The organism is Streptomyces sp. Y2F8-2 (assembly GCF_014905555.1).
In the GTDB taxonomy this organism is placed as follows: Bacteria; Actinomycetota; Actinomycetes; order Streptomycetales; family Streptomycetaceae; genus Streptomyces; species Streptomyces cynarae.
The window spans coordinates 1,018,050-1,040,416 of the sequence record NZ_BNGS01000001.1; the positions used below are offsets into that span (position 1 = coordinate 1,018,050).

Below are 22,367 nucleotides of genomic sequence, written 5' to 3' on the forward strand. Positions count from 1 at the left end.
TGTCGCGGCGGGCACTCCTGACCGGCGCCGCTGGCCGGCGCCACCAGCGGACGCTACTTGCTGGCCGCGGCGAGCTTCAGTGCGTAGTCGGCCCACCACTGCCCGGCCTTCGGGCCGCCCTTGCAGGTGCCGTCCGACTCTCCCGGGCGTTTCACCCACAGATAGGCGTCCACCAGCGGATCCGCCGTCTTCGTCGTCGGGGGTTCGCCCAGGGCCCGGTCCGGCGGGTTGCACCAGCGCTGCTGCGGGTCGCCGTCCGTGTAGGGGCCGTTGCCGTTGCGGCTGGTGTCGACCACGAAGTGCTTGCCGCCGACCTTCGCCGACAGCTGCTTGCCGTAGGCGATCGAGTCCTCGGTCGAGTAGAAGTTGGAGACGTTCACCGCGAAGCCGTCCGCCTGGCCGACGCCCGCCTGCCTCAGCGGCTGGAAGATCTCGTCGGGGTGCTGCCAGCCCGCGTTGCCGGCGTCCAGGTAGACCTTCGTGTTCCTCAGCGCCTTCAGCTCGGTGATCGCGCCCTTGAGCAGGTCGTAGCGCTCCTCGTGGAACTGGTCCGGTGTGCACCCGTCCACCATGTGCAGGACGGCGTCCGGCTCGAGGACCACGGTGGTGTGCCGGTCCCCGATGCCCCGGGCCACGCCGTCGATCCACGCCCGGTAGGCGTTGCCGTCGGCCGCGCCGCCCTGCGAGAACTGGCCGCAGTCGCGGTGCGGGATGTTGTAGAGGACCAGGATCGCCGTACGGTCCGCCTTCTCGGCGGCCTCGGTGAAGCCCCGCGCCTCCGCCTCCGGGTTCTCCGGGCCGATCCACTCCCCCGTCGGCTGCTCGGCGATCTTCCTGATCTGGTCCGCCTCGGCCGACCTCCCGGCCTTCTCGTACGCGGTGACCTGCCGTGCCGCGTTCCCGTCCGGGTTGACCCAGAACGGGTCCGACGCCTTCGGCTGCTGGGTGATCCTGCCCCCCGAGCCGCCCCTCTCGTCCTCGCCCCCGCCCCCTGAGGAACACCCGGCCAGCAGTAACGCGGCTCCCACCGCGGCCACCGCGGCGACGCGTGCCCCCGCACCCCTCGTCCCGTACATCCAACTCCCCCTTGGCTGTACCGCGTTCCGCACCAATCGTGACATACCCGCCGTGTCACGGTGAGCCACTCGTGAGGTATGCCGACACGACCACGTTGGCCGAGTAGGTGTCGCTCGCCTTGTCGTAGGTGCCGCCGCAGGTGATCAGCCGCAGCTCGGCCCGGCCCGGTTCGCGCGGCCCGTACGCCTGCCGGGCGTCGAAGTGGTCACGGGAGAGAACCTCGACGCTCTCCACGGTGAACCCGGCGACTTTGCCGTCGTCACGGACCACCCGCACCACGGCACCCGGCCGGAGGGTGCCGATCCGGTAGAAGACGGCGGGCTTGCTCCGGGTGTCGACGTGCCCGACGAACAGCGCGGTCCCGGCGGCCCCCGGGGTCACCCCGCCCTGGTACCACGCGACCACCCCGGGCTCGTCGAACGGCGGCGGTTCGACGCCACCCTGCGCGTCCAGGCCGCGCGCCACCACCGGTGCCTGCACGTCCAGCTCGGGGATGTCGACGCGCAACGGCAGGGCCTGCTTCAACGGCGTAGCGGCAGGCGGAAGGTGTGCCGTCGGGGGGCGCCCGACGGCGGCCATGTCGCCGGTCGTCGGCGCGGAGATCCCCGGGCGTACGTCGGTGACCTCACGGCCCCACATCCACAGCCCGAGCAGCAGGATCACCCAGGCGACGCCCATCAGCAGGCGCCCGGTACCGCAGGAACGTTCATGCCCGGACATGGCTCACTCCGTGCCACGGCCCCGGCGGGCACCGCGCGCGACGACCACGACGCCGGCGACACCCGCGAGGACCAGCCCGATCACCGCGTGCCGCAGACCGGGCACGGCGACCCGGGGGTCGTCGGAGGAGGCGCCCGCCGTACCGCCGCCGCCCGCGTGCACCGGCGCGACCGGCGATGAGGGGAAGGACGGGGAGGAGGGGGACGAGGGGGAGGACGGCGATGAGGGGCGGGAGAGCGGGGAGGGGGCGGACGGCGAGGTCGTGGGGGCGGGGGAGGTCGTACCGATGGCGGTGTACGGCGTGGGGGTGTAAAGCGGGGTGGCGGGCGCGGACGCCGCGAGGCCGTCCGGCGCGACCGCGGCGGAGGGCGTCGCGTTGTCCGGCGCGGACGCCGTCGGGCCGGCCACGGTGAGCGCGTCCCTGATCTCCCGGCCGTCGCAGTCGACCGTCACCTGGTACCGGCCCGGCGACACGGCCGAGCGGACCCGGGTGTCGCCGGACAGCGTGCCGTCGCCCCCGACCAGCCGTGCCTGAGCCACGAACGCGTCCGACTCCGCGGTGCCGGTCGTGCCGGGGCAGCCCCGTACCGCCAGTCGGACATCGCTGCCGGGCGCGGGGAACGCGGGGGTCAGGACGACGGCCCGCGCGTCCGCCGCGTACGCCGCGGGCATGAGGGCGCCCGCGACGACGGCACCCGCACAGAGGGTGAGCCGTAGTGAACCCATCGTGTACCTCCCGATACCAGGAGACTCCCCCGACGGGCACTCCGGCGCATCCGGACGGGACCCTCGGCTACTCCGTTCGAGGAGCCGGTCCGCGCCGTACGACCCCGCACCCGACCCATCGGGTCATTGCGTGAATGTTCATGCCAACCATCTCATCTCACCGGTCCGGACCTGTAACCTGGCGCGACGGAGAGTGATGACGGGCGAAGACTGCGCGAGGGGGGCGTATGGGTCTCGGGGTACTGCCGCGCGGCAGGAGACAGCCGCAGACCACCGAGGACGAGCTGCGGCGACTGTCGGTCTTCGACCTCATCGGTCTTGCGGCCGGTGGCATGATCGGCTCCGGCTGGCTGCTCGGCGCGGTCGACAAGCGCACCATGGGCCTGGCCGCCGTCTGGGCCTGGGCGATCGGCGGCATCGTGATGCTGGTGCTCGGCGCCGTGATGGTCGAGCTCGGAACCGCCGCCCCCAAGACCGGCGGGCTGATCTTCCTGCCGTTACAGAGCAGCGGTGCGCTGGTGGCCACGGTCGTGGCGGCCGGACTGTGGATCTTCTACGCGCTCAACGCGGCGAGTGAGGCCGTCGCGATGACCGAGGCGCTCGCCTCCCAGGCCCCCGCGCTCACGAGCGGCTCCAGGCCGGGGCTCGCCGGTTGGGGCCTGGCCTGCGCGACGGTCTTCCTGGTGCTGATCACCGCCGCGAACCTGCTCGCCCCGCGGATCTTCGTCAAGGTCAACCTCGCGCTGACGCTGTGGAAGGTGCTGATTCCCCTCCTGGTCGTCGCGCTGATGCTCAGCTCCGGATTCCATGCCGAAAACCTGTCGAGTCATCAGCCCCAGCAGGACAGTGAACTCGGCACCGCGCTGCCCATGGTGGTCAGCGGCAGCGTGCTCTTCGCCTACCTCGGCTTCCAGGGACCACTGGACTTCGCCGGAAACATCAAACGGGGCGGAGTCGGTGAGGCGGCACGGCTGCGCCGGGCGGTCTACGGGACCATCGCCGGGTCGATCGTCCTGTACCTCGCCGTCCAGATCGCCTTCATAGGCCACCTGCACCAGCTTCCGTCCAGGCTCGACGCCCCGGACGCCGTGCGGGCCACCGCGAACCTGCTCGCCTGGGCAGGACCTCTGTTCGTGATCAACGCCGTTCTCTCCCCGCTCGGCTCGGGTCTGGTCTTCGCGCACGCGCTCACCCGCGAGGTCGCCGCACTCAGCAGGGCCCATCTGACGCACCGCGGGCTGCAGACCGCCCAGAGCACGTTCATCACGGTGCGCGGCCGACGGTACGAGGCCTACTGGAAAGTACTGCTGGTGGACTTCGCCATCGGCTGGTTCGTACTCATGGCGTTCCACGGACGCTGGACCACGCTCACCGCGGTGATAAGCATCCTGGCGCTGGTCGTCTACGCCATCCCCGCCGTCGCGCTGGTGGCGCTGCGCCCTCACCTTCCGGCCTGCTCCCGGAGCCGGAACCTGCTCCGCGGAGTCCTGGCACGCACCGCTTTCCTCGCTGTCGCGCTGGTCCTGTACCGGGCGGGCATGCAGCACCTGTCGTACAGCATGGTGGCTCTCCTGGGCGGCAGCGTCCTGCTGTTGCTGCTTCCGCTGCTGGCCCGCTGGAATCTGCCGGTCATCGGGCGGGTGCTGCGCTCGTACGACGCCAAGGAGCATGTGACGCTGTTCCGGCGGTGGCGCAAGGACCCGACGGTCGCGGCGGTGGGGCTGCTGCTCGGCTACCTGGCCATGGTGACGCTGCTGACCTTCCTGGATCACGAAGGGTTCTTCGACGGCGGGAAGACCTGGATGGGGCTTGTCGCCGTGGGGCTGGTGGCCGCGGTGACCTTCGAAGGACTGGTGCGTCTGTCACGGCGTCACATGGAGGAGCATCCGCCCGCTCTGCCCGTCCCCGCGACGAGCGCATCCGTCTCGGAGCCGCCCGGGTCACAGCCCCGGTCACCGCAGTGAGCGGCTGATCTCCTCGGCCTCCGCGCCACAGCCCCTGCGGCGCAGTTCGCTGATCGCCCTGTTGCGGCGGTTGGCGTCGGACCAGCGGCCCACCGTCGCCGCGAGCAGGGAGCGCCACAGCGTCTCGTCCGCCACGCTTCTGTGCAGCCGCTCGACGACCACGGCCACGTCCTCGGGTGCGACCCGCTGCTCGTTCTCCAGGTAACGTTCCAGCAGATCCGTGCTGTCGCCGGTCAGCCCCGCATGCCACAGACAGCCGGCGATGTCGGCGACCGCCGTTGCCCATACCCTGTGCTTCACATCGGGACGGGAGGGATCGGCCAGTTCCCTGCGGGCCACGAAGGCGGCGTCCGCGTCGCCCATGTCGTGCAGCGCCTTGATGTAGTCGACGAACAGGTCGACGGCGTTGTCCTGGGCTTCGAGAGTGCGGGCCGTGACCCGCTCGGCGATCTTCTGCGCCACACGCGGACGGTCCCGTCGCGGTCGCCGTTCGACCCGGTGCAGCAGGACGGCGAGGTCGGTCCCGGACCGGCCGTCGATGTGCTCCGCCGCGACGAGCCGCAGCAGGCGGTTGCACTCCGGGGCGGCCCTGCGGTTGCGCAGGACATGGGCCAGGTCGTCGATGTCCTCGAGCGATCGCGGTCCCTCCGACCGCGCGGTGCCCATGGTCACGACGTCCGCGAGCAGTTCCCTGGTGGTCCTCGCGAGGATGGGGGAGCCCTGCCAGGCCTTCACGATGGCGGCCAGCCGCCACACGTCACGGTGCGATGCGGCATGCCTGCGCACCGCGGCGCACTGCTCGGCGGACCGCTCGGAGGGTCGCTCGGACAACTGGCCGCAGAGTTCGACGAGCACATCCGGCTCCCACCGGCAGCCGACGTGCTCGGCGAGGGTGGCGGCGCCCGCCGGACTGCCGGCGAGCAGCCGGGCGACGAGCTGAACGGTCTCGGACGCGCGTCGCGGAGAGCGCAGCTCCCGGTCGAGCCACTCCTCCAGGATCCGCTCCGAGGGGCTGAGCTCGTACAAGGCGCCGACGAGGTCGTCGAGCTCCTTCGCCGGGCCGGTGTCCGGTGTCTGCTGCGCGCCGTTCTCGTTGATGGCGGCGAGGGTCAGGTGGAGCAGATCCGCGGCCTCCGGGAGACAGTCCTGGTCCCGCAAGGCGATGTAGAGCAGGGCTTTGTCGAGGTTTCTCCGGCCTGAACTGCTGTGCGCGAAGGCCCTCAGTGTCCTGTCCACCAGCTCGCGGTGTGCGCGGCATTCCCTGACGAACACCGCGACGTCCAGGACGGTCCGCTGGCGGGCGATGTCGCGGATGATGTCCTCTGTCTTCGGTGTGTCCCCGGAGCCCTCGGCCCGTTCCGCCTCCCACTGCCCGATGGTCAGCTTCGCGGTCTCCTCGACGCTCCGGCACAGGGCCGCGGTCGCCAGCACGTTGACGGCGTCGCGGTACTTGAAGCCGTTCGCCCCCGCGGACTTGATCAGGTCGGCGATCTCACGTCGGGTCGCGAAGGCGTGCAGTGCCCGGATGGCGTTCGCGGGCTGAGGCTTGTCGCCGTTGATGGTTTCGGGCGGATCGCCCTCCCGGATGGCCTGCATCGTGCTGATGAACTCTTCGACGTCGCAATCCGTCACCCATTCCCAGGGATCCGGTTCCTCGTCGAATCCGTCCGCGCCATGCTCGGCCGACTGACCGTCGTTCATTGACGCAGTGCCCGCTCCACCTTGTTCCAGTACCGGGCGAACTCAGTGGGGGCGAACCTGTCGCGGGCCTGCTTGTCGATGTGGTGCGCGATGCGCCGGCCCGCCGTGTCCGATTCCTTGTACAGCAAGGCGACCACGTCTCCGGCCGTGCGCGGATCCTCCAGCAGCTCGCCGACGCCGGAGTTGCTGTCCCGCAGCAGCGTCTTGACCCACATCTCGGGCCCGACCGGGGTCTGTGGACGCGGCTCGCGCAGCGCCGGGTCCATCCGGTTGGTGAAGAGGGCGCGGCCCTCCCGGGCGTCGTTGAGCAGCATCCTCGGCTCGTCGTGTTGGGAACGGCACTGGGCCATGTCCTTCTTGACGGCCTCACACAGCAGGCCGAGAGTCAGCTCCTTGCTGAAGTCCGTGGTGCCCGTCTGAATGACGTTCAGCAGGTGCCCGCTGAACGGTGTGCACTGCGCCAGTTCCTCGGGCAGCTCGGGACAGCCCTGCGCATCCGCATGGGGATTCGTCTTCACGGCGGTCAGTACACAGGTGCCCGCCTTCAGTGTGCTGAGTATCCCGGGAAGGGCCGCGGCGTCGTCGCCCGAGCCGGTGTCTCCCAGGTGGGACAGCAGATTGGAGTAGCAGCAGTCGGCGATCAGGACCTTCAGACTCGCCCTGCAATTGCGTATCACGCGATAGACGTACCAACTCGACAGCCACGTCCACGGCTTGTGCTTGTACGAGGAGGCGACCGAGAAATGCACCTGGTCGCCGGGGACGTCGCCCCAGTGGGCACCGTGGCCGACATAGATGACCAGGAAGGTGTCACCCGGCCCTGTCCGGTTCGCCTCCTCCTCCAGCGCCGCCATGACGCCGTCTGCCGTCCTGACCTCGTCGTCATGCAGCACCCGGCAGTTGTCCTCGCCCCACATCGGGTCCGCGGCCAGGACCTTGCCGTACATGCGCGCGCTCTCACGGATCCAGCTGTAGCCGGGGATCTTGGAATCCTCGGCGTAGTCCCAAGGGCCGATCACCACCGCGCGGGACGCCATCTCAGTCGTCCGATCCGTTTGCGGGTGATCCGCCTGCGTCCGGGGCGTCGTCCGTGTCCGGTGCGTCCGTGTCCGGCACGGCTTCCGTCCTGATCTCCGTGTCCGGCGGATCGAGCCTCTCGTCGCGCCAGCGCTCGGCGAGGCGTTTCACGGCCCCCACCGCGTACTCCACGGACATCTCCGCGCTCTTGGCGAGCACGGCCGTCAGCAGGATCTCGGCGACGCCACCGGTGAGGACCTCACCCTGGTCGACCTCTTCCAGGTGCCAGGGCAGATCGGTGGCACCTTCCAGTTCAGCGAGCATTCGACCGGGACCGTCGAGCCCCATCGGCCCCTTGACGGTCACCAAGATCCTCGTCGCCACGACCGCGCCCCCACTTCGAGGTCGACCCTGCTGCAAGTCTGCAAGTCGATGAAAGTATCCCCGCCGGCGTCAGGGCGTCAACGCACTTACAGGACAACGTAGACGGCGCTTTTCCGCGTACCGGCCACGGCGGCGCCGGCCCGACGACGCCGGGCCGGCCCGGCGTCGTCGGGCCGGCGTCGTCGGGCCGGAGGCCGGAGTCGGGCCCGGGCCCGGCCTCAGACGCGGTCGACGAGGTCCGCGATCGAGTTCACGACATGGGACGGGCGGAACGGGTAGCGGTCGATGTCCTCGGGCGTGGTCAGCCCGGTGAGCACCAGGAACGTCTGCATACCGGCCTCGATGCCGGCCAGCACGTCGGTGTCCATCCGGTCGCCGATCATCGCGCTGGTCTCGGAGTGCGCCCCGATCGTGTTCAGGCCCGTCCGCATCATCAGCGGGTTCGGCTTGCCCGCGAAGTACGGCTTCTTGCCGCTCGCCTTGGTGATCAGTGCGGCGACCGCTCCGGTGGCGGGCAGCGGGCCCTCGGCGGACGGGCCGGTCTCGTCGGGGTTGGTGCAGATGAACCGGGCGCCGCCCTTGATCAGCCGGACCGCCCTGGTCATCGCCTCGAAGGAGTAGGTGCGGGTCTCGCCGAGGACCACGTAGTCGGGCTCGTGGTCGGTCAGGATGTAGCCGATGTCGTGCAGCGCCGTGGTCAGGCCGGCCTCGCCGATGACGTACGCGGTCCCGCCGGGCCGCTGGTCGTCCAGGAACTTGGCGGTGGCCAGGGCCGAGGTCCAGATGTTGTCCACCGGCACGTCCAGACCCATGCGTCGCAGCCGGGCGTGCAGGTCGCGCGGGGTGTAGATCGAGTTGTTGGTGAGCACGAGGAAGGGCTTGCCGGACTCGCGCAGCTTCTTCAGGAAGGCGTCGGCACCGGGGATCGGAACACCTTCGTGGATGAGCACGCCGTCCATGTCGGTGAGCCATGACTCGATGGGCTTGCGCTCTGCCATGTTGCGATCTCCTGCCGTACGCAAGGGGAACCGGGGACTCCGGGGACGCCGGAAGACGGTGCGCCCGGGGCCCCAGCGTAATCAGGGCCGGTCGGCCTCCTTCTCGCCGGGCACGGCGTGCCGCGCGCGGGCCCGGCGGTGCCACCGGTACAGGAGCAGGGGCAGGCCCGCGGCGAGCAGGCCGCCCGCCGTCAGGAGCAGTCCGCCGGCCATCGTGCCGAGGCCGCGCGGCGCGCGGGGGCCGGTGTCGGCGAGCGCCTCGGCGGCCGGACTGCGGCGGGGGGCGGACGAGGAGGACGTGGATTCCGGTTTCGTCCGGGCGCCGGCCTCGATGGAGAACCGGTAGTCGTCCGACTGGCCGACCCAGTCTCCGTTGTCGCCGTGCCGCCGCACGATCGCGGCGGTCGCGACGACCTCGTCCTGCGGGGTTCCGGAGGCGAACGCGAGCCGCACCGTCACACTGAGGGTCCGGCCCGGGGGCACGGTGAAGCCGGGGAAGCCGTCGTCGAAGGGGCCGACCAGTTCCTGCTCGTCGGTGCGTTCGAACGTGACGGGGTGTGGGTGGTCGCCCTCGAAGAATTCCAGTTCGGCCTGGGTGGCCGTCAGCGCGCGGCGGGTGTCGACGAGGACGAGTACCGGGTGGATGTTGCCGCAGGTCTGGGAGGAGGTGTTCTTCAGGTCGATGTACCAGGTGTGGGCGGCACCGCCGGCCGCGTAGGTCCGGGGCCCGCCGCGGATGCGGGCGGTGAGGGGGAAGGTGTGCTGGTCCCGCCCGGAGCAGGTGGGCCCCGGGTCGACGGGGAGCGCTGCGGCGGGTGCCTGGAGGAGCAGCATGGCGGCGGCGAGGGCGCAGGGCAGGAGCACGGCCAGGGGGGCGCGGAGGGCCAGTCGGGCCAGTCCGGCCCGCCAGGGCGAGCGGGGCCCGTGGGGCCGGCGGGAGAGCGGCCGGGAGTGCTCTCCGGAGCGCCGAAGCGGTCGAGAGTGTCGCATGAAGATATGACCGGACAGGCGAGCTGACCCCAGGGCGCGCCACGCCCTCCGCGCCGGAGCCGACGGCCCAAGTCCCCCCGATCAGCGCAGTCGCCGGGCCTGCGGACGGGCGCCTGGGGTCAACCTTCCACGCGCCGGAAGACCCGCACTCACCGCCCGAACACCCGGGCTACCCTTCCGCCCGCCCGAACACCCGGGCTAGCCTTCCGCCCGCCCGAACACCCGGGCTACCCTTCCGCCCGCCCGAACGCCGGGATCACCCCACCGCCCGTCCGAACAGGGTCCACCCCTGCACCGGCCGAACACCCGGGCTACCCCACCGCCCGCCCGAACGCCCGCGCTCACCCCACCGCCCGCCCGAACGCCCGGGCTCACCCCTCCGCCCGCCCGAACGCCCGGGCTCACCCCTCCGCCCGCCCGAACAAGGGCGCGAGCAGCAGCTGGGCCGCGCCCTCCGCCACGCCGCGCGCTTCTCCGGGAGCGATGGCCACCGGTACGCCCGCGGTCGCGCCCTCGCGCAGGGCGCGTGCGTCGAGGACGGCGCCCACTCCCCGGAGGAAGGGCTCCGGGTGCGCGGCGACGGTACGGCCACCGAGCAGGACCAGGTCGATGTCGAGCAGTCCGGCCAGGTTCGCGGCGCCCACGCCGAGGACGCGTGCCGCCTCGGGCACGTCGCCGCGCGCGACGGCGGCGAGGCAGAGCGCCTCCAGGCAGCCCCGGTCCCCGCACCCGCACGGCGGCCCGTCGAGCTGGATCACCTGGTGCCCGAACTCCCCCGCCCCGGTCCGCGCGCCCCGGTGCACGGCGCCGCCGATCACCAGCCCGGCACCGAGTCCGGTCCCGAGGTGCAGATAGGCGAACGACGCGTCCGTCGTCTCGGCCGCCCCGCCGAGGGCGAGCCCGAGCGCGGCGGCGTTGGTGTCCTTGTCGACGACCACGGGCATCGCCAGCCGCCGGGCCAGCGCCTCCCGCAACGGGAACCCGTCCCACTCGGGGAACCCGGTGACCCGGTGCAGCACACCGTGCCGGTGGTCGAGCGGGCCGGGCAGAGCGACCCCGACGCCGAGCACGACCACGTCGCCCACCAGTCCCTCGACCTCGCGGGCCGCCTCCTCGACCACGGCCTCCGCCCCCGCGCCCAGGTCCAGCGGTACCTGCCGCTCCGCGACCACCGCTCCGGTGAGGTCGCACAGCACGGCCCGCAGCTCGTCCCGGTCCAGATGCAGCCCCACGGCGTGCCCGGCGCCCGGCACCAGCCGCAGCACCGTACGCGGCTTGCCGCCGGTCGAGGCTCGGCGGCCCGCCTCCGCCACGAACCCGTCCGCCCGCAGCCGGGCGATGATCTTGCTGACGGCCTGCGGGGTCAGCCCGGTCCGCTCCGCGAGCTCGAGCCGGCTGATCCCGGGCTCCCCGGCCGCCCTCAGCAGATCCAGTACCAAGGCCGTGTTGTGGCTGCGCAGGGCGAGCAGGTTCACCCCGCTCGCCACAGCCCCTGCGCCGTGCCTGCCGTCTCCGCCCCGTCCCGCGTACGTCCTGTTCACGCCCCCATTGTCCCTGGCGCTTGCACTTTGGCAACAGTGTTGCGAAAGTGGGGCGCATGACTGGCACAGCCCCTGGTACTGACACCCCCCTCCGCGTGGGCCTGGTCGGCTACGGCCTCGCGGGCTCCGTCTTCCACGCCCCGCTGATCGCCGCCACCGAGGGCCTGGTCCTCGACACGGTCGTCACCTCGAACCCGGAGCGGCAGCAGCAGGCCCGCGCCGCGTTCCCGGACGTGCGCGTCGCCGCCACCACCGACGAGCTGTGGCCGCGCGCCGGCGAACTGGACCTGATCGTCGTCGCCTCGCCGAACAAGACGCACGTCCCGGTCGCCACCGCCGCCCTCGAGGCGGGCCTGCCGGTCGTGGTCGACAAACCGGTCGCCGGCACGGCGGCCGAAGCGCGAGCGCTGGCGGCGCTGGCCGAGGAGCGGGGCCTGCTGCTCTCGGTCTTCCAGAACCGCCGCTGGGACAACGACTTCCTGACCCTCCGCAAGCTGCTAGCCGAGGGTGAACTGGGCGACGTCTGGCGCTTCGAGTCCCGTTTCGAGCGCTGGCGCCCGAAGCCCAAGGGCGGCTGGCGGGAGTCCGGCGACCCCGCAGAGATCGGAGGTCTGCTGTACGACCTCGGCAGCCATGTCGTCGACCAGGCGCTGGTCCTCTTCGGCCCCGCCGCCGCGGTGTACGCCGAGTCGGACGTCCGGCGCCCGGGCGCGGAGGCGGACGACGACACGTTCATCGCACTCACACACGCCAGCGGCGTCCGCTCCCACCTGTACGTCTCCGCGACGGCGGCCCAGCTCGGCCCCCGCTTCCGGGTCCTCGGCTCGCGGGCGGGATACGTCAAGTACGGCCTGGACCCGCAGGAGGCGGCCCTGCGCGAGGGCCTGCGCCCCGGCCCGGACTGGGGCCAGGAGCCCGTGTCCCTGTGGGGCCGCGTCGGTTCCGGCGAGTCCCCGCTGACCGGCGGCGGCCGCCTGGAGCCGACCCTGTCCGGCGACTACCCGGCGTACTACGCGGCGATCGCGAAGGCCCTGCGTGAGGGCGGCCCGAACCCGGTGACGGCCCTGGAGGCAGCCGAGGCCCTGGACGTCCTGGAAGCCGCGCGACGCTCGGCCCGCGAGGGCGTGGAGGTGCAGCTGTGACCGCCGTGACCCCGGAGATCCCGGAACTCGAGGAGCAGGAGCGCCGCCTGACGCTCACTCGGTTCACGTACGACGACGCCTGGCGGCTGGGCACGCTGCTGGTGGAGCTGGCGCGGGCCCGCCAGGCCCCGGTGGCCGTCGACATCCGCCGCGGCGGCCAGCAGCTCTTCCACGCGGCACTGCCCGGCTCGGCCCCGGACAACGACGCCTGGATCGACCGCAAGCGCCGCGTGGTCGAACGCTACGGCTGCTCGTCGCTGCTGGTCGGCTCTCGCTTCCGCGCCAAGGGCACGACGTTCGAGGAGTCCTCCCGCCTCGACCCGGACGTGTACGCGGCCCACGGCGGCTCTTTCCCGATCAGGGTGGAGGGAGCCGGGGTGATCGGCACGGTGACGGTGTCGGGCTTGCCGCAGGTCGAGGACCACCGGTTGGTGGTCGAAGCGTTGGAGAGGCTCACAGACCAGGGGTCGGGGAGCGCCCCCTAAAGGGGCGCGGGGAACTGCGCGACCAGCCGACGACGACCCACAGTCGACGAACCGCCGCAGTTCCCCGGCCTTCCAGCGGAGCGTCTACGCGTCCTTCAACTCCTGCCGCTGCCGTCCGAGCCCCTCGATCTCCAGCTCCACGACGTCCCCGGCCCGAAGGAACGGCTTCGGCTCAGGCCGCCCCAGCGCCACCCCCGCCGGCGTACCGGTGTTGATGACGTCACCGGGATACAGGGTCATGAACCGGCTGACGTACCGCACGACTTCGGCGACCGGGAAGATCTGCTCGGCCGTGGTCCCGTCCTGCTTCAGCTCCCCGTTGACCCAGAGCTTCAGGGAAAGGGCCTGCGGGTCCGGCACCTCGTCCGCCGTCACGAGCCAGGGCCCGAGCGGATTGAACGTCTCGCAGTTCTTCCCCTTGTCCCACGTCCCCCCGCGCTCGATCTGGAACTCGCGCTCGGAGACGTCGTGCGCGACGGCGTACCCGGCGACATGCGCCAGCGCCTCCTCATGGGACTCCAGGTAGCGGGCGGTCCGCCCGATGACGACCGCCAGCTCGACCTCCCAGTCGGTCTTGGTGGACCCGCGCGGCACGAGCACGGTGTCGTTGGGCCCGACGACCGTGTCCGCCGCCTTGAAGAAGATCACCGGCTCGGCGGGCGGCTCGGCACCGGTCTCGCGGGCGTGGTCGTGGTAGTTCAGCCCGATGCAGACGATCTTGCCGATCCGGGCGAGCGGCGGCCCGATGCGCAGCCCGGTGGGGTCCAGCGCGGGCAGCTCACCGCTCCCGGCCGCGGCGCGGATCCGGCCGAGCGCCGCGTCGTCGGCGAGCAGCGGTCCGTCGATGTCCGGGACGAGACCGGACAGGTCCCGCAGGGTTCCCTCGGCGTCGAGCAGCGCGGGCCGCTCCGCCCCCGCCGTACCGACTCGCAGCAGCTTCATGGTCACAGTCTCCCTAGATCGCGGGCAGCCGCCGAAGGGTGCGGCCAGATGCGGCCAGGTGCGACCGGGGGGCGCAGCCATCGGAGGACTGGTCGATCCTCCAAGGTCGTCGGTCAGTCCGCAATACCCCGTTCACGGACTGGACCGCCGACGACCGTCCGGCGCGCTCAGCGGTAGAGCACCGCCCGCTCCACCGCGCTCCACGTCGTACTGGTGACCACGTACAGTGCGGCGGCCAGCGGCACCACCGCCACGGTGACGAGGGTGAAGAAGGACAGGAACGGCATGGCCTTGGTGACCGCGCCGAGCCCGGGCACCTGCTCCTCGCCGCTCGCCTGGACCGGGCTCTCGGCCATCGTCCGCTTCGTACGCCGGTAGTTGAAGGTGGCGACGGCCGCGACGAGTGCGAACAGCCCGAGGTAGACGAGCCCGGCCGGCCCGAGCGGCCCGCCGTGGGCGAGGGCGTCGGCCCACCGGTCGCCGAGCGGGGCGGCGAACAGGGCGTGGGCGAGCAGGCCGTTGGCCTCGCCGCCGATCGTCGTGGTCGAGAACAGGTGGTAGAGCAGGAAGAAGGCGGGCAGCTGGAGGAGGCTCGGCAGCAGGCCGGACAGCGGGGAGACCTTCTCCTGCGCGTGCAGGGCGAGCACCGCCTTCTGGAACTTCTCCGGGTCCTTCGCGTGCTTCTTCTTCAGCTCGGCGATCCTCGGCTGCAACCGGGCGCGCGCCTGCTGTCCGCGCGCTGCGGCGCGGGAGAGGGGGTGGACGAGGAGTCGTACGAGCGCGGTGAACAGGACGACCGCGGCGGCCGCGGCGAAGGCGTGGAACAGCGGCTGGAGCAGGTCGGCGAGATGCTCGACCAGGCGGGCGAAAACGGACATGAACGCGGACAAGGCTGAGCCCTCCGGGGTCTCGTCGTGCCGGGGTGGGATGGTGTCGGCATGACGACCCGCGCGGGGTCACGGACGTACGGGACAGACGTACGGGAAGGCCGTACGCAAGAGACGTACGGAACGGCCGTACGGAAGACGTACGAGGAAGACGTGCCCTACGCGGCGGTCGCCGGGAGGGCGCGCCCCGGTGCCCGCGGTCGCCTACGGCCCGGGGCGTCGGGGTCCCGTTGCGGCAGGAACGCCGTACGGTGCTCCCGGTCCCGTATCGCCGTACGCACCCGGGTCGGCGGCACGGCGGGCACGCTGCGGGCGGCGATCAGCGCGCAGACGGCGAGGGCGGAACCGGCCGCGGCGGTCGCGGCGAAGGCGACGGCGGCGTAGAGACTGCCGGTGTCGAGGAGCGCGACCTCGAGCAGCAGGAGCAGCAGCACGGCGGCGGGGCGCAGCTGCGCCCTGGTCCTGATCATCCGCTCCCCTCCCCCAACTCGCTTGCCCCTCGCTGCTTTCACACGGGCTCGCTGCCTTTACAGTCTCCCTGCCCTTTATACAGGCTCGGTCTCGAGCGGCCGCAGCAGCCTCTTCGGCTTCAGCAGCGCCCGGCTGACCGGATCGGCCGGATCGGGATCGAGCCCCGGCCCCGGCAGCATCTCAACGTCCTCGGCGGGCACGATGGTTCCGCAGGCGGGGCATTCGCCGTACGGCCCGAGTTCCTCGTCCGTGCCGCAGGTCGCGTGCCGGAAGATGCGCAGCTGCGTTTCGGAGTAGTGCTCGCGCCCCCACCGGCCGAGCGCGCGCAGGGTGGGCCACAGGGCGATGCCGCGCTCGGTGGGGACGTACTCGTCGCGCGGCGGGGAGTCCTGGTAGCGGCGCTTCTCGAGGATGCCCTCGGCGGTCAGGGTCTGGAGGCGGGCCGCGAGGACGGCGCGCGGGATGCCGAGGTGGGCGAGGAAGTCGTTGTAGCGCCGTACGCCGTAGAGCGCGTCGCGCACGACGAGCAGCGTCCAGCGCTCGCCGATGATCTCCAGCGCGCGGGCGATGGAGCACTCCTGCGTCGCGTAGTCCTTGCCGAGAGCCATGAGCTCACTGTAGCGAGTTTCCGATGCATGAGTTCAATCAGTGAACCGACTTTCCGAAAACTTGGTTCAATGACCGAACCGGTGCTGCTAGCGTCACCTTCCTACCCAAGGTTCAATGACCGAACCTTGCGATCCGACCCCGCCCCGGAAGGGCAGGCCATGCCACAGCTGCCACGCACCGAACCGACCACGGCACCCCGCACCTCCCCCACCGCCCACGAGACCCCGCGAGCGACCGCCACCCTCGCCCTGACCAGCGCGGCCACGGCCGTGGCACTGATGACGTACACCGCGCCCGCGGTCACGCTCCCCGCCACCGTCGCCGCCCTGCACACCCCGCTGTCCGCGCAGGCCTGGCTGCTCAACGGCACTCCGCTCGGCCTCGCCGCCCTGCTCCTGGTGGCCGGCAGCCTCGCCGACGACTACGGCCGCCGGCGGATCTTCGTGGCCGGCACGGTCGCCCTCGGCATCACCACCGTGCTCGGCGCCTTCGCGACCTCGACGTGGCTGTTCACGCTGGCCCGGATCGCGCAGGGAGCGGCGAGCGCGGCGCTCCTCGCCAGCAGCCTCGGCCTGATCGTGCACGCCTTCCCGACCCCGCGCGGCCGGCTGCACGCGACCGGCGTGTGGGGCGCCTTCGTCAGCGGCGGCATCGCGGTGGGACCGCTGGTCGCGGGGGCGCTGCCCGGCTGGCGGCTCGCATACGGGGTGCTGGGCACCGCGGCGCTGATCGTCGCGGCCCTGTCCGCCCGGGCGCTGACGGAGTCCCGCGCGCCCCGGGGCGGGCGGCCGGACCTGGCGGGCGCCCTGGTCTTCAGCCTGGCCCTCGTCTCCCTGGTGGCGGCGCTCACGCTGGGCCGGGACGGCTGGCTGCGCACACCGGTGGCGCTGCTGCTGGCGGCGGCCGTGATCCTGATCGCGGCCTTCGCCCTGATAGAACACCGCACCCGCACCCCGATGATCGACCTGTCCCTGCTGCGCCGCCCGCGCTTCCTCGGCTCCGCGGCGGGCGGTCTGTTCACGGGCCTGGCGGTGATCGGCCTGTTCACCTTCCTGCCGACGCTGCTCCAGCGGACGCTGGGCCTGAGCCCGATCGCCACGGCGTGGCTGTTCCTGCTGTGGTCCGGGCTGTCCTTCGTGGTCGCGCTCCAGGTGAAGCGGCTGCCGGGCCACTTCGCGCCCCGCCACCAGCTGGCCCTCGGTTTCGCGCTGCACGCCGTCGCCGTCCTGACGCTGCTCGGCGCGGTGGGTTCCGGCTCCTGGACGCGCGTGCTGCCCGGCCTGGTGATCGGAGGCGTGGGCAGCGGCCTGCTGAACGCCGCGCTCCCCCTGGTCGCCGTGGAGTCGGTCGCCGCCGAGCGCGCGGCGATGGGCTCGGGCGCCCAGCAGACGTTCCGCTACATCGGCTCCTGCGCGGGCGTGGCCCTCACCATCGCCCTCGCCACATCGGGCGGCCCCGGCTCACTGGCGCACGGGGCGAACGTCGCCGCGGTCGTCTCGGCGGGCCTGGCACTCGTGGGCGCGGTCGCCGTCCTGGTGCTGCGGGAGCGGGCGTGAGGACTTCTTGAACCACCGGGGCTCGGGCTGGGGACTCCCCGACTCACCGGGGCTCGGCGTGAGGGCTTCCCGACTCACCGGGGCCGCATGGACAGGAGCTTGCCCCACACCACCAGCCGGTACCGGGAGGTGTATTCGGGGGTGCACGTGGTGAGGGTGAGGTAGTACCCGGGGTCGCCGTAGCCGTAGGCGGGCTTGACGACGGAACGCGGCACGGGCCGTACGACGCCCGAGTCGCGGGCCGAGGTCTCCGGCAGGACCTGGTCGACCGCGTACGTGTACACGGCCGCCCCGGTCTCCACCTGGACGACGTCCTTGACCCGCAGCCGGTTCAGGTACCGGAACGGCTCCCCGTGCGTGTTCCGGTGCCCGGCGACGGCGAAGTTCCCGGCCTGGCCCGGCTGCTGGGTGCCGGGATAGTGGCCGACGTATCCCTTGTTCAGCACCTCCGCCTTGTCCACGCCCTCGGCGACGGGGACGCGGAGGTGCAGACGCGGGACGACGAGGACGGCGTAGGCCTGGGAGCGGGCCGGACTCAGCTGCCGGAAGCCCTCGTCCTGCGGGCCGCCGCCTCGGCGCCGCATTTCGGAGGCGGCCGGCGCCCCGGAACCGTCCCCGGCCCCGCCGGTGTCCGCTCTCCCGGTCGCCGCCGCCCCCGCGGTCGCCGCCGTGCCCGCACTCGGCGCCGTACCGGTGGTCGGCGCCGTTCCCCACTCCCGCTCCAGGGCCTCCACTTCCCGCTCGGCCCCCTGCCGGGCCTCTCGGTCGGTCCACCACACCTCGTGCACGACGAGCAGCAGAAGCGCGAGGCCGACGGTGACGAGGAGTTCCCCACCGGTCCACAGCACACGCCGGCGGAGGGCACGGCGCCGCCGGGTGCGGTGCACGACGACGGAGGCCCGCAGAGTCGGCAGAGCCCGCATGCGTACGCCTCCTTCGCCGGGAGCCCCGCCACGCGGCCAGGTACGCGCCGCCGGGGCCGCCCGCACGATAGAAGAGGCACCTTCAAGTCACCAGGCCCATACGCCCGGTACTCCCGTCCCCTTCCCCGTCCCTTCCCCGCGCCTCCCTTTCCTCTCCGCTCCCCTGCCCCTGCCACCCCACTTCGTCTACCGGTTTTAGAAAGGGCCGTCACAACCCTCGACAACCCCGTAAGCCACACCCGATCCTTCGTGTTGCATCCAGCGGAACCGGTCGACGCCGGGGGGACGACTCGGCGTTCGAGCGGCACGAAGAGGCGGAGAAGCCCATGATCCGACGCAGAGCTCTGCTGGCCGCCGCGGGCGGCACGTTCCTCGGAAGCGCCCTGGCGACCGGCACCGCGCACGCGGACGCGACCATCGCGGTCAGCCCGGGCACCACATACGGAAGCTGGGAGGGCTGGGGCACGTCCCTCGCCTGGTGGGCGAACGTCTTCGGGGCGCGGGACGACTTCGCCGACATCTTCTTCACCACCAAGTCGGTGTCGTACAACGGCAGGACGCTCCCCGGCCTCGGCCTGAACATCGCCCGCTACAACCTCGGCGCGTGCAGCTGGAACAGCGTGGGCGGCGCATCGATGGTCGCCTCTCCCAACATCCCGTCCTTCAAGCAGATCGAGGGCTACTGGCAGGACTGGAACAACGAGGACCCGACCTCCTCGGCCTGGAAGTGGACGGCGGACGCCACCCAGCGCGCGATGCTGGTCAAGGCGACGCAACGCGGCGCGATCAGCGAGCTGTTCGCCAACTCGCCCATGTGGTGGATGTGCCTGAACCACAACCCCTCGGGCGCCTCCGACGGCGGCAACAACCTCCAGTCCTGGAACTACCGCCAGCACGCCTCCCACCTGGCCTCCGTGGCCCTCTACGCCAAGAACAACTGGGGCGTGAACTTCACGACGGTCGAGGCCTTCAACGAGCCGTCGTCGGGCTGGTGGAAGGCGGACGGCACCCAGGAGGGCTGCCACATGGACGCGACCGTGCAGTCGGCCGTCCTGCCGTACCTGCGCAGTGAGCTGGACAAGCGGGGCCTGACGGGCACGAAGATCTCGGCGTCGGACGAGACGAGCTACGACCTGGCGCGCACGACGTGGGGTTCCTTCAGCTCGACGACGAAGGGCTACGTCAACCGCGTCAACGTCCACGGCTACCAGGGCTCCGGCGGCCGCAGGGACCTCCTCTACACCGACGTGGTGAAGACGTCGGGCAAGGCCCTGTGGAACTCGGAGACGGGCGACGGCGACGCCACCGGCCTCACCCTGGCGAGCAACCTGCTCCTCGACTTCCGCTGGCTGCACCCGACGGCGTGGGTGTACTGGCAGGTGATGGACCCGACGGCGAGCTGGGCGATGATCGCCTACGACGCGAGCACGCTCCAGCCGGGCGCGGTGCAGACGAAGTACTACGTGATGGCGCAGTTCAGCCGCCACATCCGCCCCGGCATGACAATCCTCGACACGGGGGTCGACTACGCGGTCGCGGCCCTGGACAAATCGGCGAAGCGCCTGGTGATCGTGGCGGCGAACAAGTCCACCTCCGCCCAGACCCTGACCTTCGACCTCTCCCGCTTCACGACGGTGACGGGCGGCACGGGCGGCGTGGTCCCGCGCTGGAACACGGTCACCGGCGGTGGCGGCGACCTGTACACGGCACACTCGGACACGTTCCTGAGCGGCAAGACGCTGAGCGTGCCGTTCGCGGCGGGCGCCGTGCAGACGCTGCAGGTGGACGGGGTGGCCGTGTAGACGGCTACCGCTGGAGGGGGGCGGCGAGGGTTCTGTGAACCCTCGCCGCCCCGCCTTTCCCCACCAGGCCACCCTCCGCTCAAATAGCAGTCATGATCACAGGCACACCGCGGGCGGGGGCCCGAAGCAGGCAGCTGCGGCGGATAGCGGACCGCCGAGCGCGAGCGGAACGAGGCAGCGGACAAGGCCCCAGGGCTCCCCTCGGCGCACGCCGCCCGGGCCACCGCCGCGGAGCACCCCAGCGAACGGCCGTCGCCGGCGGGCCCGACCACACCCCACCCCCGGAGACGAGCACCTGGGGCAACCGGCTGGCTGCGACGGCCGCGATGCTCCCGGGCCTCGCCGCGGTCGCCGCACTGGTCTTCACCTGGGTGTCGGTGACCCAGGTGTCCAGGGAACTGGCCATCTCGGAACAGGGACAGATCGCCGACCGGTACGACAGGGCCCTGGAACGCCTGGACAACGACTCCGCGACCATCCGCCGAGGCGCAGTCTTCTCCCTGCAGGGCATCATGGAGGACTCCCCTCGGGATCAACCGAAAATAATCACCACACTGTCCGCGCACATCCGCACCCATGCCACCAAGAAGCTGTCGACACCTGAGAAGGCTCCCGACGTCCAGGCGGCACTGTTCGTACTCGCCCACCGCGATCCGGTCCACGACGGCGCCACACGTCTCGATCTCAGAGATGCCTATCTGATCGGCGCGAGCCTCCAGGGTGCCGACCTGACCAAGGCGGACCTCACCGGTGCGGTGCTGACGAACTCCGACCTCCAGGACGCGGACCTGTCAGGCGCGATCCTGCGCCGCGCCTCGCTGAAACAGGCCAAATTACAGGGCGCCGCCCTCACCGGAGCAGACCTGACCAGCGCAGCCTTGACGGGGGCCAACCTCACAGAGGCAAACCTGGCCGACGCCCGCCTGCACTCGGCCGACCTGAAATCGGCCACCTTGATGCACGCCGACCTGCGCAACGCCTCCCTCAACAAGGCGGGCCTGCGCCAGGCGGATCTGACGGACGCGAACCTCGGTGGAGCATCTCTGGTCGGAGCGGACCTCGCCGAGGCGGAGCTGGGCACCGCACGCCTCGACGACACGGTCCTGACGGACGTCCACCGCCCCGAAGGGGACTTGCCGCCGTCGTCACCGCCGCCCACGTCCCCTCCGTTCACTCCGTCAACCGACCCGCGAACCAGGCATTCGTAACAATGCCCTCCACGCTGCCCACTGACCTGCGGGTATCTGATGTTTGTCGGCCAACGGCAGTACCGTGTCCCCCATGCGCCCCGACACGCCTGCCGAGAACGTCGACCACAACGCCGAAGCAGCACGCCTGGAGCGGACTGCCGGCCTGTATCCGGAGGACGCCGAACACCTGCTGCTGCAGGCCGCGGCCCACCGGGAACTGGCCGGCGACCGCCCCGGCGCGACCGCGCTGTACGACCGCCTGCTGTCCTCCGGCGAACCGCTGGAGAACCCCCACCTGGTACGCGCCCTGAAGGCGTCCAACCTGTGGGAGTACGACCACGAGGCGGAAGCGCGGGCGATCATCGAGGGAATCCGCACGGCCGCCCCGCGGCATCCGGCCCCCTGGGTGATCGTCGCGGAGTCCCTGGAGTCGCACGACGAGCTCGAGGCGGCCGAGAAGACGTTCACGGAGGGCCTACGGCTCCTGGTGGGCGACGGGACGCAACCGCCGCAGTCCACGCACCCCCTCCTCTACGGCCGCCACCGGGTCCGCCGCATGCTGGGCGCGGCCCACGACGAGTGGGACGCCCTGGCGGACACCGTCCACTCCTCCTCCATCACCCTGGACGAGCTGCACGACCCCAAGCGCATCTGGACCCTCGGCTCGAACAACCCGGCGGAACTGAAGGCGGAGATCACCCGCCTCCGAGCAGAACTGGGCGCCTACCGGGAGGCCCTGTCCCGCCCGTTCCCGGTGGCGGTCCTGCACTGGCCGGCGGGCGAGCTGGCGGAGCTGGTGGCGATGTACCCGTCGCTGGCCGCCGAGTACCCGTCGCACGAGGAGCACCTGGCGACGATAGAGGGCTCACTGAGGGAACTGGCGTCCTCCGGGACCGGGAACCTGGGGATCGTGTCCGGGACGGTGCCGTCGTACGAGGCCTTCGCGGCGTCGGAGGGCACGTCACCGGGGGATACGGCACTGCTACCGCAGTACGCGACGATCTTGGCCGCACGGGGGCGGGCTGTGGCTTGGCCTCCGGAGCGGGGGGATGGGTGTTGGTGCGGGTCGGGGGCGGTTTATGAGGGGTGCCACGGGGCTGGGTGACCCCGTGGCCGCTCACCGTACGCCCCAGCCCTACTGTGTCGGGCTGGGGACGGCCGATTCCTCCCACAGTTCACGGTGGTAGCGGATGTAATCCGGGTCCACTTGGTGCCAGCCTTTCCTCCGCAGCTTCGGCAACA

The 22,367-nt window shown here is 71.7% G+C and carries 21 protein-coding genes; 7 read left to right on the forward strand and 14 right to left on the reverse strand.

Going from position 1 to position 22,367, the window contains the following annotated elements; translation table 11 throughout:
- Nucleotides 1-53: 53 nt before the first annotated feature.
- Genes SY2F82_RS04575 through SY2F82_RS04585 form a run of 3 tightly spaced genes read right to left on the reverse strand, consistent with a single transcriptional unit; the run spans nucleotide 54 to nucleotide 2,523 of the window.
- Nucleotides 54-1,076, reverse strand: coding sequence for a glycoside hydrolase family 6 protein (locus SY2F82_RS04575; protein ID WP_200417591.1), 1,023 nt, complete (start codon nucleotides 1,074-1,076; stop codon nucleotides 54-56).
- A 55-nt stretch (nucleotides 1,077-1,131) separates the two neighbouring features.
- Nucleotides 1,132-1,797, reverse strand: a complete 666-nt coding sequence (locus tag SY2F82_RS04580) for a class F sortase (RefSeq protein ID WP_200417592.1) — start codon at nucleotides 1,795-1,797, stop codon at nucleotides 1,132-1,134.
- Nucleotides 1,798-1,800: 3 nt separating this feature from the next.
- On the reverse strand, nucleotides 1,801-2,523 hold the full coding sequence (locus SY2F82_RS04585; RefSeq protein WP_200417593.1) for a hypothetical protein: 723 nt from the start codon (nucleotides 2,521-2,523) through the stop codon (nucleotides 1,801-1,803).
- Nucleotides 2,524-2,750: 227 nt separating this feature from the next.
- Here SY2F82_RS04585 and SY2F82_RS04590 point away from each other — a divergent pair, with 227 nt between their 5' ends.
- Complete coding sequence (locus SY2F82_RS04590; protein WP_200417594.1) at nucleotides 2,751-4,487, forward strand: APC family permease; 1,737 nt, start codon at nucleotides 2,751-2,753, stop codon at nucleotides 4,485-4,487.
- On the opposite strand, the gene SY2F82_RS04595 is transcribed toward SY2F82_RS04590, so the two are convergent.
- From SY2F82_RS04595 to SY2F82_RS04620, 6 genes are all read right to left on the reverse strand, one after another.
- Nucleotides 4,476-6,188 carry a hypothetical protein gene (locus tag SY2F82_RS04595; RefSeq protein WP_200417595.1) on the reverse strand — a complete coding sequence of 571 codons (1,713 nt, stop codon included), beginning with the start codon at nucleotides 6,186-6,188 and terminating at the stop codon, nucleotides 4,476-4,478. The two genes, SY2F82_RS04590 and SY2F82_RS04595, sit on opposite strands and share 12 nt — an antisense overlap.
- Nucleotides 6,185-7,225, reverse strand: a complete 1,041-nt coding sequence (locus SY2F82_RS04600) for a caspase family protein (protein WP_200417596.1) — start codon at nucleotides 7,223-7,225, stop codon at nucleotides 6,185-6,187. The genes SY2F82_RS04595 and SY2F82_RS04600 overlap by 4 nt, the downstream gene beginning before the upstream one ends.
- 1 nt (nucleotide 7,226) lies before the next feature.
- Nucleotides 7,227-7,589 (reverse strand): hypothetical protein, encoded by a 363-nt coding sequence (locus tag SY2F82_RS04605; protein WP_200417597.1) that lies wholly within the window; start codon nucleotides 7,587-7,589, stop codon nucleotides 7,227-7,229.
- A 218-nt stretch (nucleotides 7,590-7,807) separates the two neighbouring features.
- Nucleotides 7,808-8,587, reverse strand: a complete 780-nt coding sequence (locus SY2F82_RS04610; protein ID WP_200417598.1) for an HAD-IIA family hydrolase — start codon at nucleotides 8,585-8,587, stop codon at nucleotides 7,808-7,810.
- 81 nt (nucleotides 8,588-8,668) lie between these two features.
- Entirely contained in the window at nucleotides 8,669-9,577 is a 909-nt protein-coding gene (locus tag SY2F82_RS04615) for a hypothetical protein (protein ID WP_200417599.1), read from the reverse strand.
- 401 nt (nucleotides 9,578-9,978) lie between these two features.
- Nucleotides 9,979-11,118, reverse strand: a complete 1,140-nt coding sequence (locus SY2F82_RS04620; protein WP_200417600.1) for an ROK family transcriptional regulator — start codon at nucleotides 11,116-11,118, stop codon at nucleotides 9,979-9,981.
- 56 nt (nucleotides 11,119-11,174) lie between these two features.
- Between SY2F82_RS04620 and SY2F82_RS04625 the strand changes: the two genes are divergently transcribed.
- Both SY2F82_RS04625 and SY2F82_RS04630 read left to right on the forward strand, forming a co-directional pair.
- Nucleotides 11,175-12,260, forward strand: a complete 1,086-nt coding sequence (locus SY2F82_RS04625; protein WP_200417601.1) for a Gfo/Idh/MocA family oxidoreductase — start codon at nucleotides 11,175-11,177, stop codon at nucleotides 12,258-12,260.
- Nucleotides 12,257-12,745, forward strand: a complete 489-nt coding sequence (locus SY2F82_RS04630; protein WP_200417602.1) for a heme-degrading domain-containing protein — start codon at nucleotides 12,257-12,259, stop codon at nucleotides 12,743-12,745. The genes SY2F82_RS04625 and SY2F82_RS04630 overlap by 4 nt, the downstream gene beginning before the upstream one ends.
- Before the next feature lie 84 nt (nucleotides 12,746-12,829).
- Here SY2F82_RS04630 and SY2F82_RS04635 read toward each other — a convergent pair whose 3' ends face one another.
- The 4 genes from SY2F82_RS04635 to SY2F82_RS04650 form a co-directional block, all read right to left on the reverse strand.
- Nucleotides 12,830-13,687, reverse strand: a complete 858-nt coding sequence (locus tag SY2F82_RS04635) for a fumarylacetoacetate hydrolase family protein (protein WP_200417603.1) — start codon at nucleotides 13,685-13,687, stop codon at nucleotides 12,830-12,832.
- Nucleotides 13,688-13,854: 167 nt separating this feature from the next.
- Entirely contained in the window at nucleotides 13,855-14,565 is a 711-nt protein-coding gene (gene yidC, locus SY2F82_RS04640) for a membrane protein insertase YidC (protein ID WP_200417604.1), read from the reverse strand.
- Nucleotides 14,566-14,732: 167 nt separating this feature from the next.
- Entirely contained in the window at nucleotides 14,733-15,044 is a 312-nt protein-coding gene (locus tag SY2F82_RS04645) for a DUF6412 domain-containing protein (protein ID WP_200417605.1), read from the reverse strand.
- A gap of 75 nt (nucleotides 15,045-15,119) precedes the next feature.
- Nucleotides 15,120-15,653: a helix-turn-helix domain-containing protein gene (locus tag SY2F82_RS04650; RefSeq protein WP_200417606.1), complete on the reverse strand. Its 534-nt coding sequence runs from the start codon at nucleotides 15,651-15,653 to the stop codon at nucleotides 15,120-15,122.
- A 159-nt stretch (nucleotides 15,654-15,812) separates the two neighbouring features.
- On the opposite strand from SY2F82_RS04650, the gene SY2F82_RS04655 reads away from it, so the two are divergent.
- Nucleotides 15,813-17,210 carry an MFS transporter gene (locus SY2F82_RS04655; RefSeq protein WP_200417607.1) on the forward strand — a complete coding sequence of 466 codons (1,398 nt, stop codon included), beginning with the start codon at nucleotides 15,813-15,815 and terminating at the stop codon, nucleotides 17,208-17,210.
- A 74-nt stretch (nucleotides 17,211-17,284) separates the two neighbouring features.
- On the opposite strand, the gene SY2F82_RS04660 is transcribed toward SY2F82_RS04655, so the two are convergent.
- On the reverse strand, nucleotides 17,285-18,133 hold the full coding sequence (locus tag SY2F82_RS04660; protein ID WP_200417608.1) for a class E sortase: 849 nt from the start codon (nucleotides 18,131-18,133) through the stop codon (nucleotides 17,285-17,287).
- Between the two features lie 326 nt (nucleotides 18,134-18,459).
- On the opposite strand from SY2F82_RS04660, the gene SY2F82_RS04665 reads away from it, so the two are divergent.
- From SY2F82_RS04665 to SY2F82_RS04675, 3 genes are all read left to right on the forward strand, one after another.
- On the forward strand, nucleotides 18,460-19,935 hold the full coding sequence (locus SY2F82_RS04665; RefSeq protein WP_200417609.1) for a glycoside hydrolase: 1,476 nt from the start codon (nucleotides 18,460-18,462) through the stop codon (nucleotides 19,933-19,935).
- A gap of 326 nt (nucleotides 19,936-20,261) precedes the next feature.
- On the forward strand, nucleotides 20,262-21,143 hold the full coding sequence (locus SY2F82_RS04670; RefSeq protein WP_200417610.1) for a pentapeptide repeat-containing protein: 882 nt from the start codon (nucleotides 20,262-20,264) through the stop codon (nucleotides 21,141-21,143).
- A 73-nt stretch (nucleotides 21,144-21,216) separates the two neighbouring features.
- Nucleotides 21,217-22,230, forward strand: coding sequence for a hypothetical protein (locus SY2F82_RS04675; RefSeq protein ID WP_200417611.1), 1,014 nt, complete (start codon nucleotides 21,217-21,219; stop codon nucleotides 22,228-22,230).
- The last annotated feature ends 137 nt before the right edge of the window (nucleotides 22,231-22,367 follow it).

Coding starts and splice junctions, on each gene's coding strand:
- SY2F82_RS04660 (WP_200417608.1), bottom strand. CDS start 18,133: ATGCGGGCTCTGCCGACTCTGCGGGCCTCCGTCGTCGTGCACCGCACC.
- SY2F82_RS04665 (WP_200417609.1), top strand. CDS start 18,460: ATGATCCGACGCAGAGCTCTGCTGGCCGCCGCGGGCGGCACGTTCCTC.
- SY2F82_RS04615 (WP_200417599.1), bottom strand. CDS start 9,577: ATGCGACACTCTCGACCGCTTCGGCGCTCCGGAGAGCACTCCCGGCCG.
- SY2F82_RS04610 (WP_200417598.1), bottom strand. CDS start 8,587: ATGGCAGAGCGCAAGCCCATCGAGTCATGGCTCACCGACATGGACGGC.
- SY2F82_RS04655 (WP_200417607.1), top strand. CDS start 15,813: ATGCCACAGCTGCCACGCACCGAACCGACCACGGCACCCCGCACCTCC.
- SY2F82_RS04675 (WP_200417611.1), top strand. CDS start 21,217: ATGCGCCCCGACACGCCTGCCGAGAACGTCGACCACAACGCCGAAGCA.
- SY2F82_RS04580 (WP_200417592.1), bottom strand. CDS start 1,797: ATGTCCGGGCATGAACGTTCCTGCGGTACCGGGCGCCTGCTGATGGGC.
- SY2F82_RS04585 (WP_200417593.1), bottom strand. CDS start 2,523: ATGGGTTCACTACGGCTCACCCTCTGTGCGGGTGCCGTCGTCGCGGGC.
- SY2F82_RS04595 (WP_200417595.1), bottom strand. CDS start 6,188: ATGAACGACGGTCAGTCGGCCGAGCATGGCGCGGACGGATTCGACGAG.
- SY2F82_RS04645 (WP_200417605.1), bottom strand. CDS start 15,044: ATGATCAGGACCAGGGCGCAGCTGCGCCCCGCCGCCGTGCTGCTGCTC.
- SY2F82_RS04575 (WP_200417591.1), bottom strand. CDS start 1,076: ATGTACGGGACGAGGGGTGCGGGGGCACGCGTCGCCGCGGTGGCCGCG.
- SY2F82_RS04590 (WP_200417594.1), top strand. CDS start 2,751: ATGGGTCTCGGGGTACTGCCGCGCGGCAGGAGACAGCCGCAGACCACC.
- SY2F82_RS04625 (WP_200417601.1), top strand. CDS start 11,175: ATGACTGGCACAGCCCCTGGTACTGACACCCCCCTCCGCGTGGGCCTG.
- SY2F82_RS04635 (WP_200417603.1), bottom strand. CDS start 13,687: ATGAAGCTGCTGCGAGTCGGTACGGCGGGGGCGGAGCGGCCCGCGCTG.
- SY2F82_RS04670 (WP_200417610.1), top strand. CDS start 20,262: ATGCTCCCGGGCCTCGCCGCGGTCGCCGCACTGGTCTTCACCTGGGTG.
- yidC (WP_200417604.1), bottom strand. CDS start 14,565: ATGTCCGTTTTCGCCCGCCTGGTCGAGCATCTCGCCGACCTGCTCCAG.
- SY2F82_RS04600 (WP_200417596.1), bottom strand. CDS start 7,225: ATGGCGTCCCGCGCGGTGGTGATCGGCCCTTGGGACTACGCCGAGGAT.
- SY2F82_RS04650 (WP_200417606.1), bottom strand. CDS start 15,653: ATGGCTCTCGGCAAGGACTACGCGACGCAGGAGTGCTCCATCGCCCGC.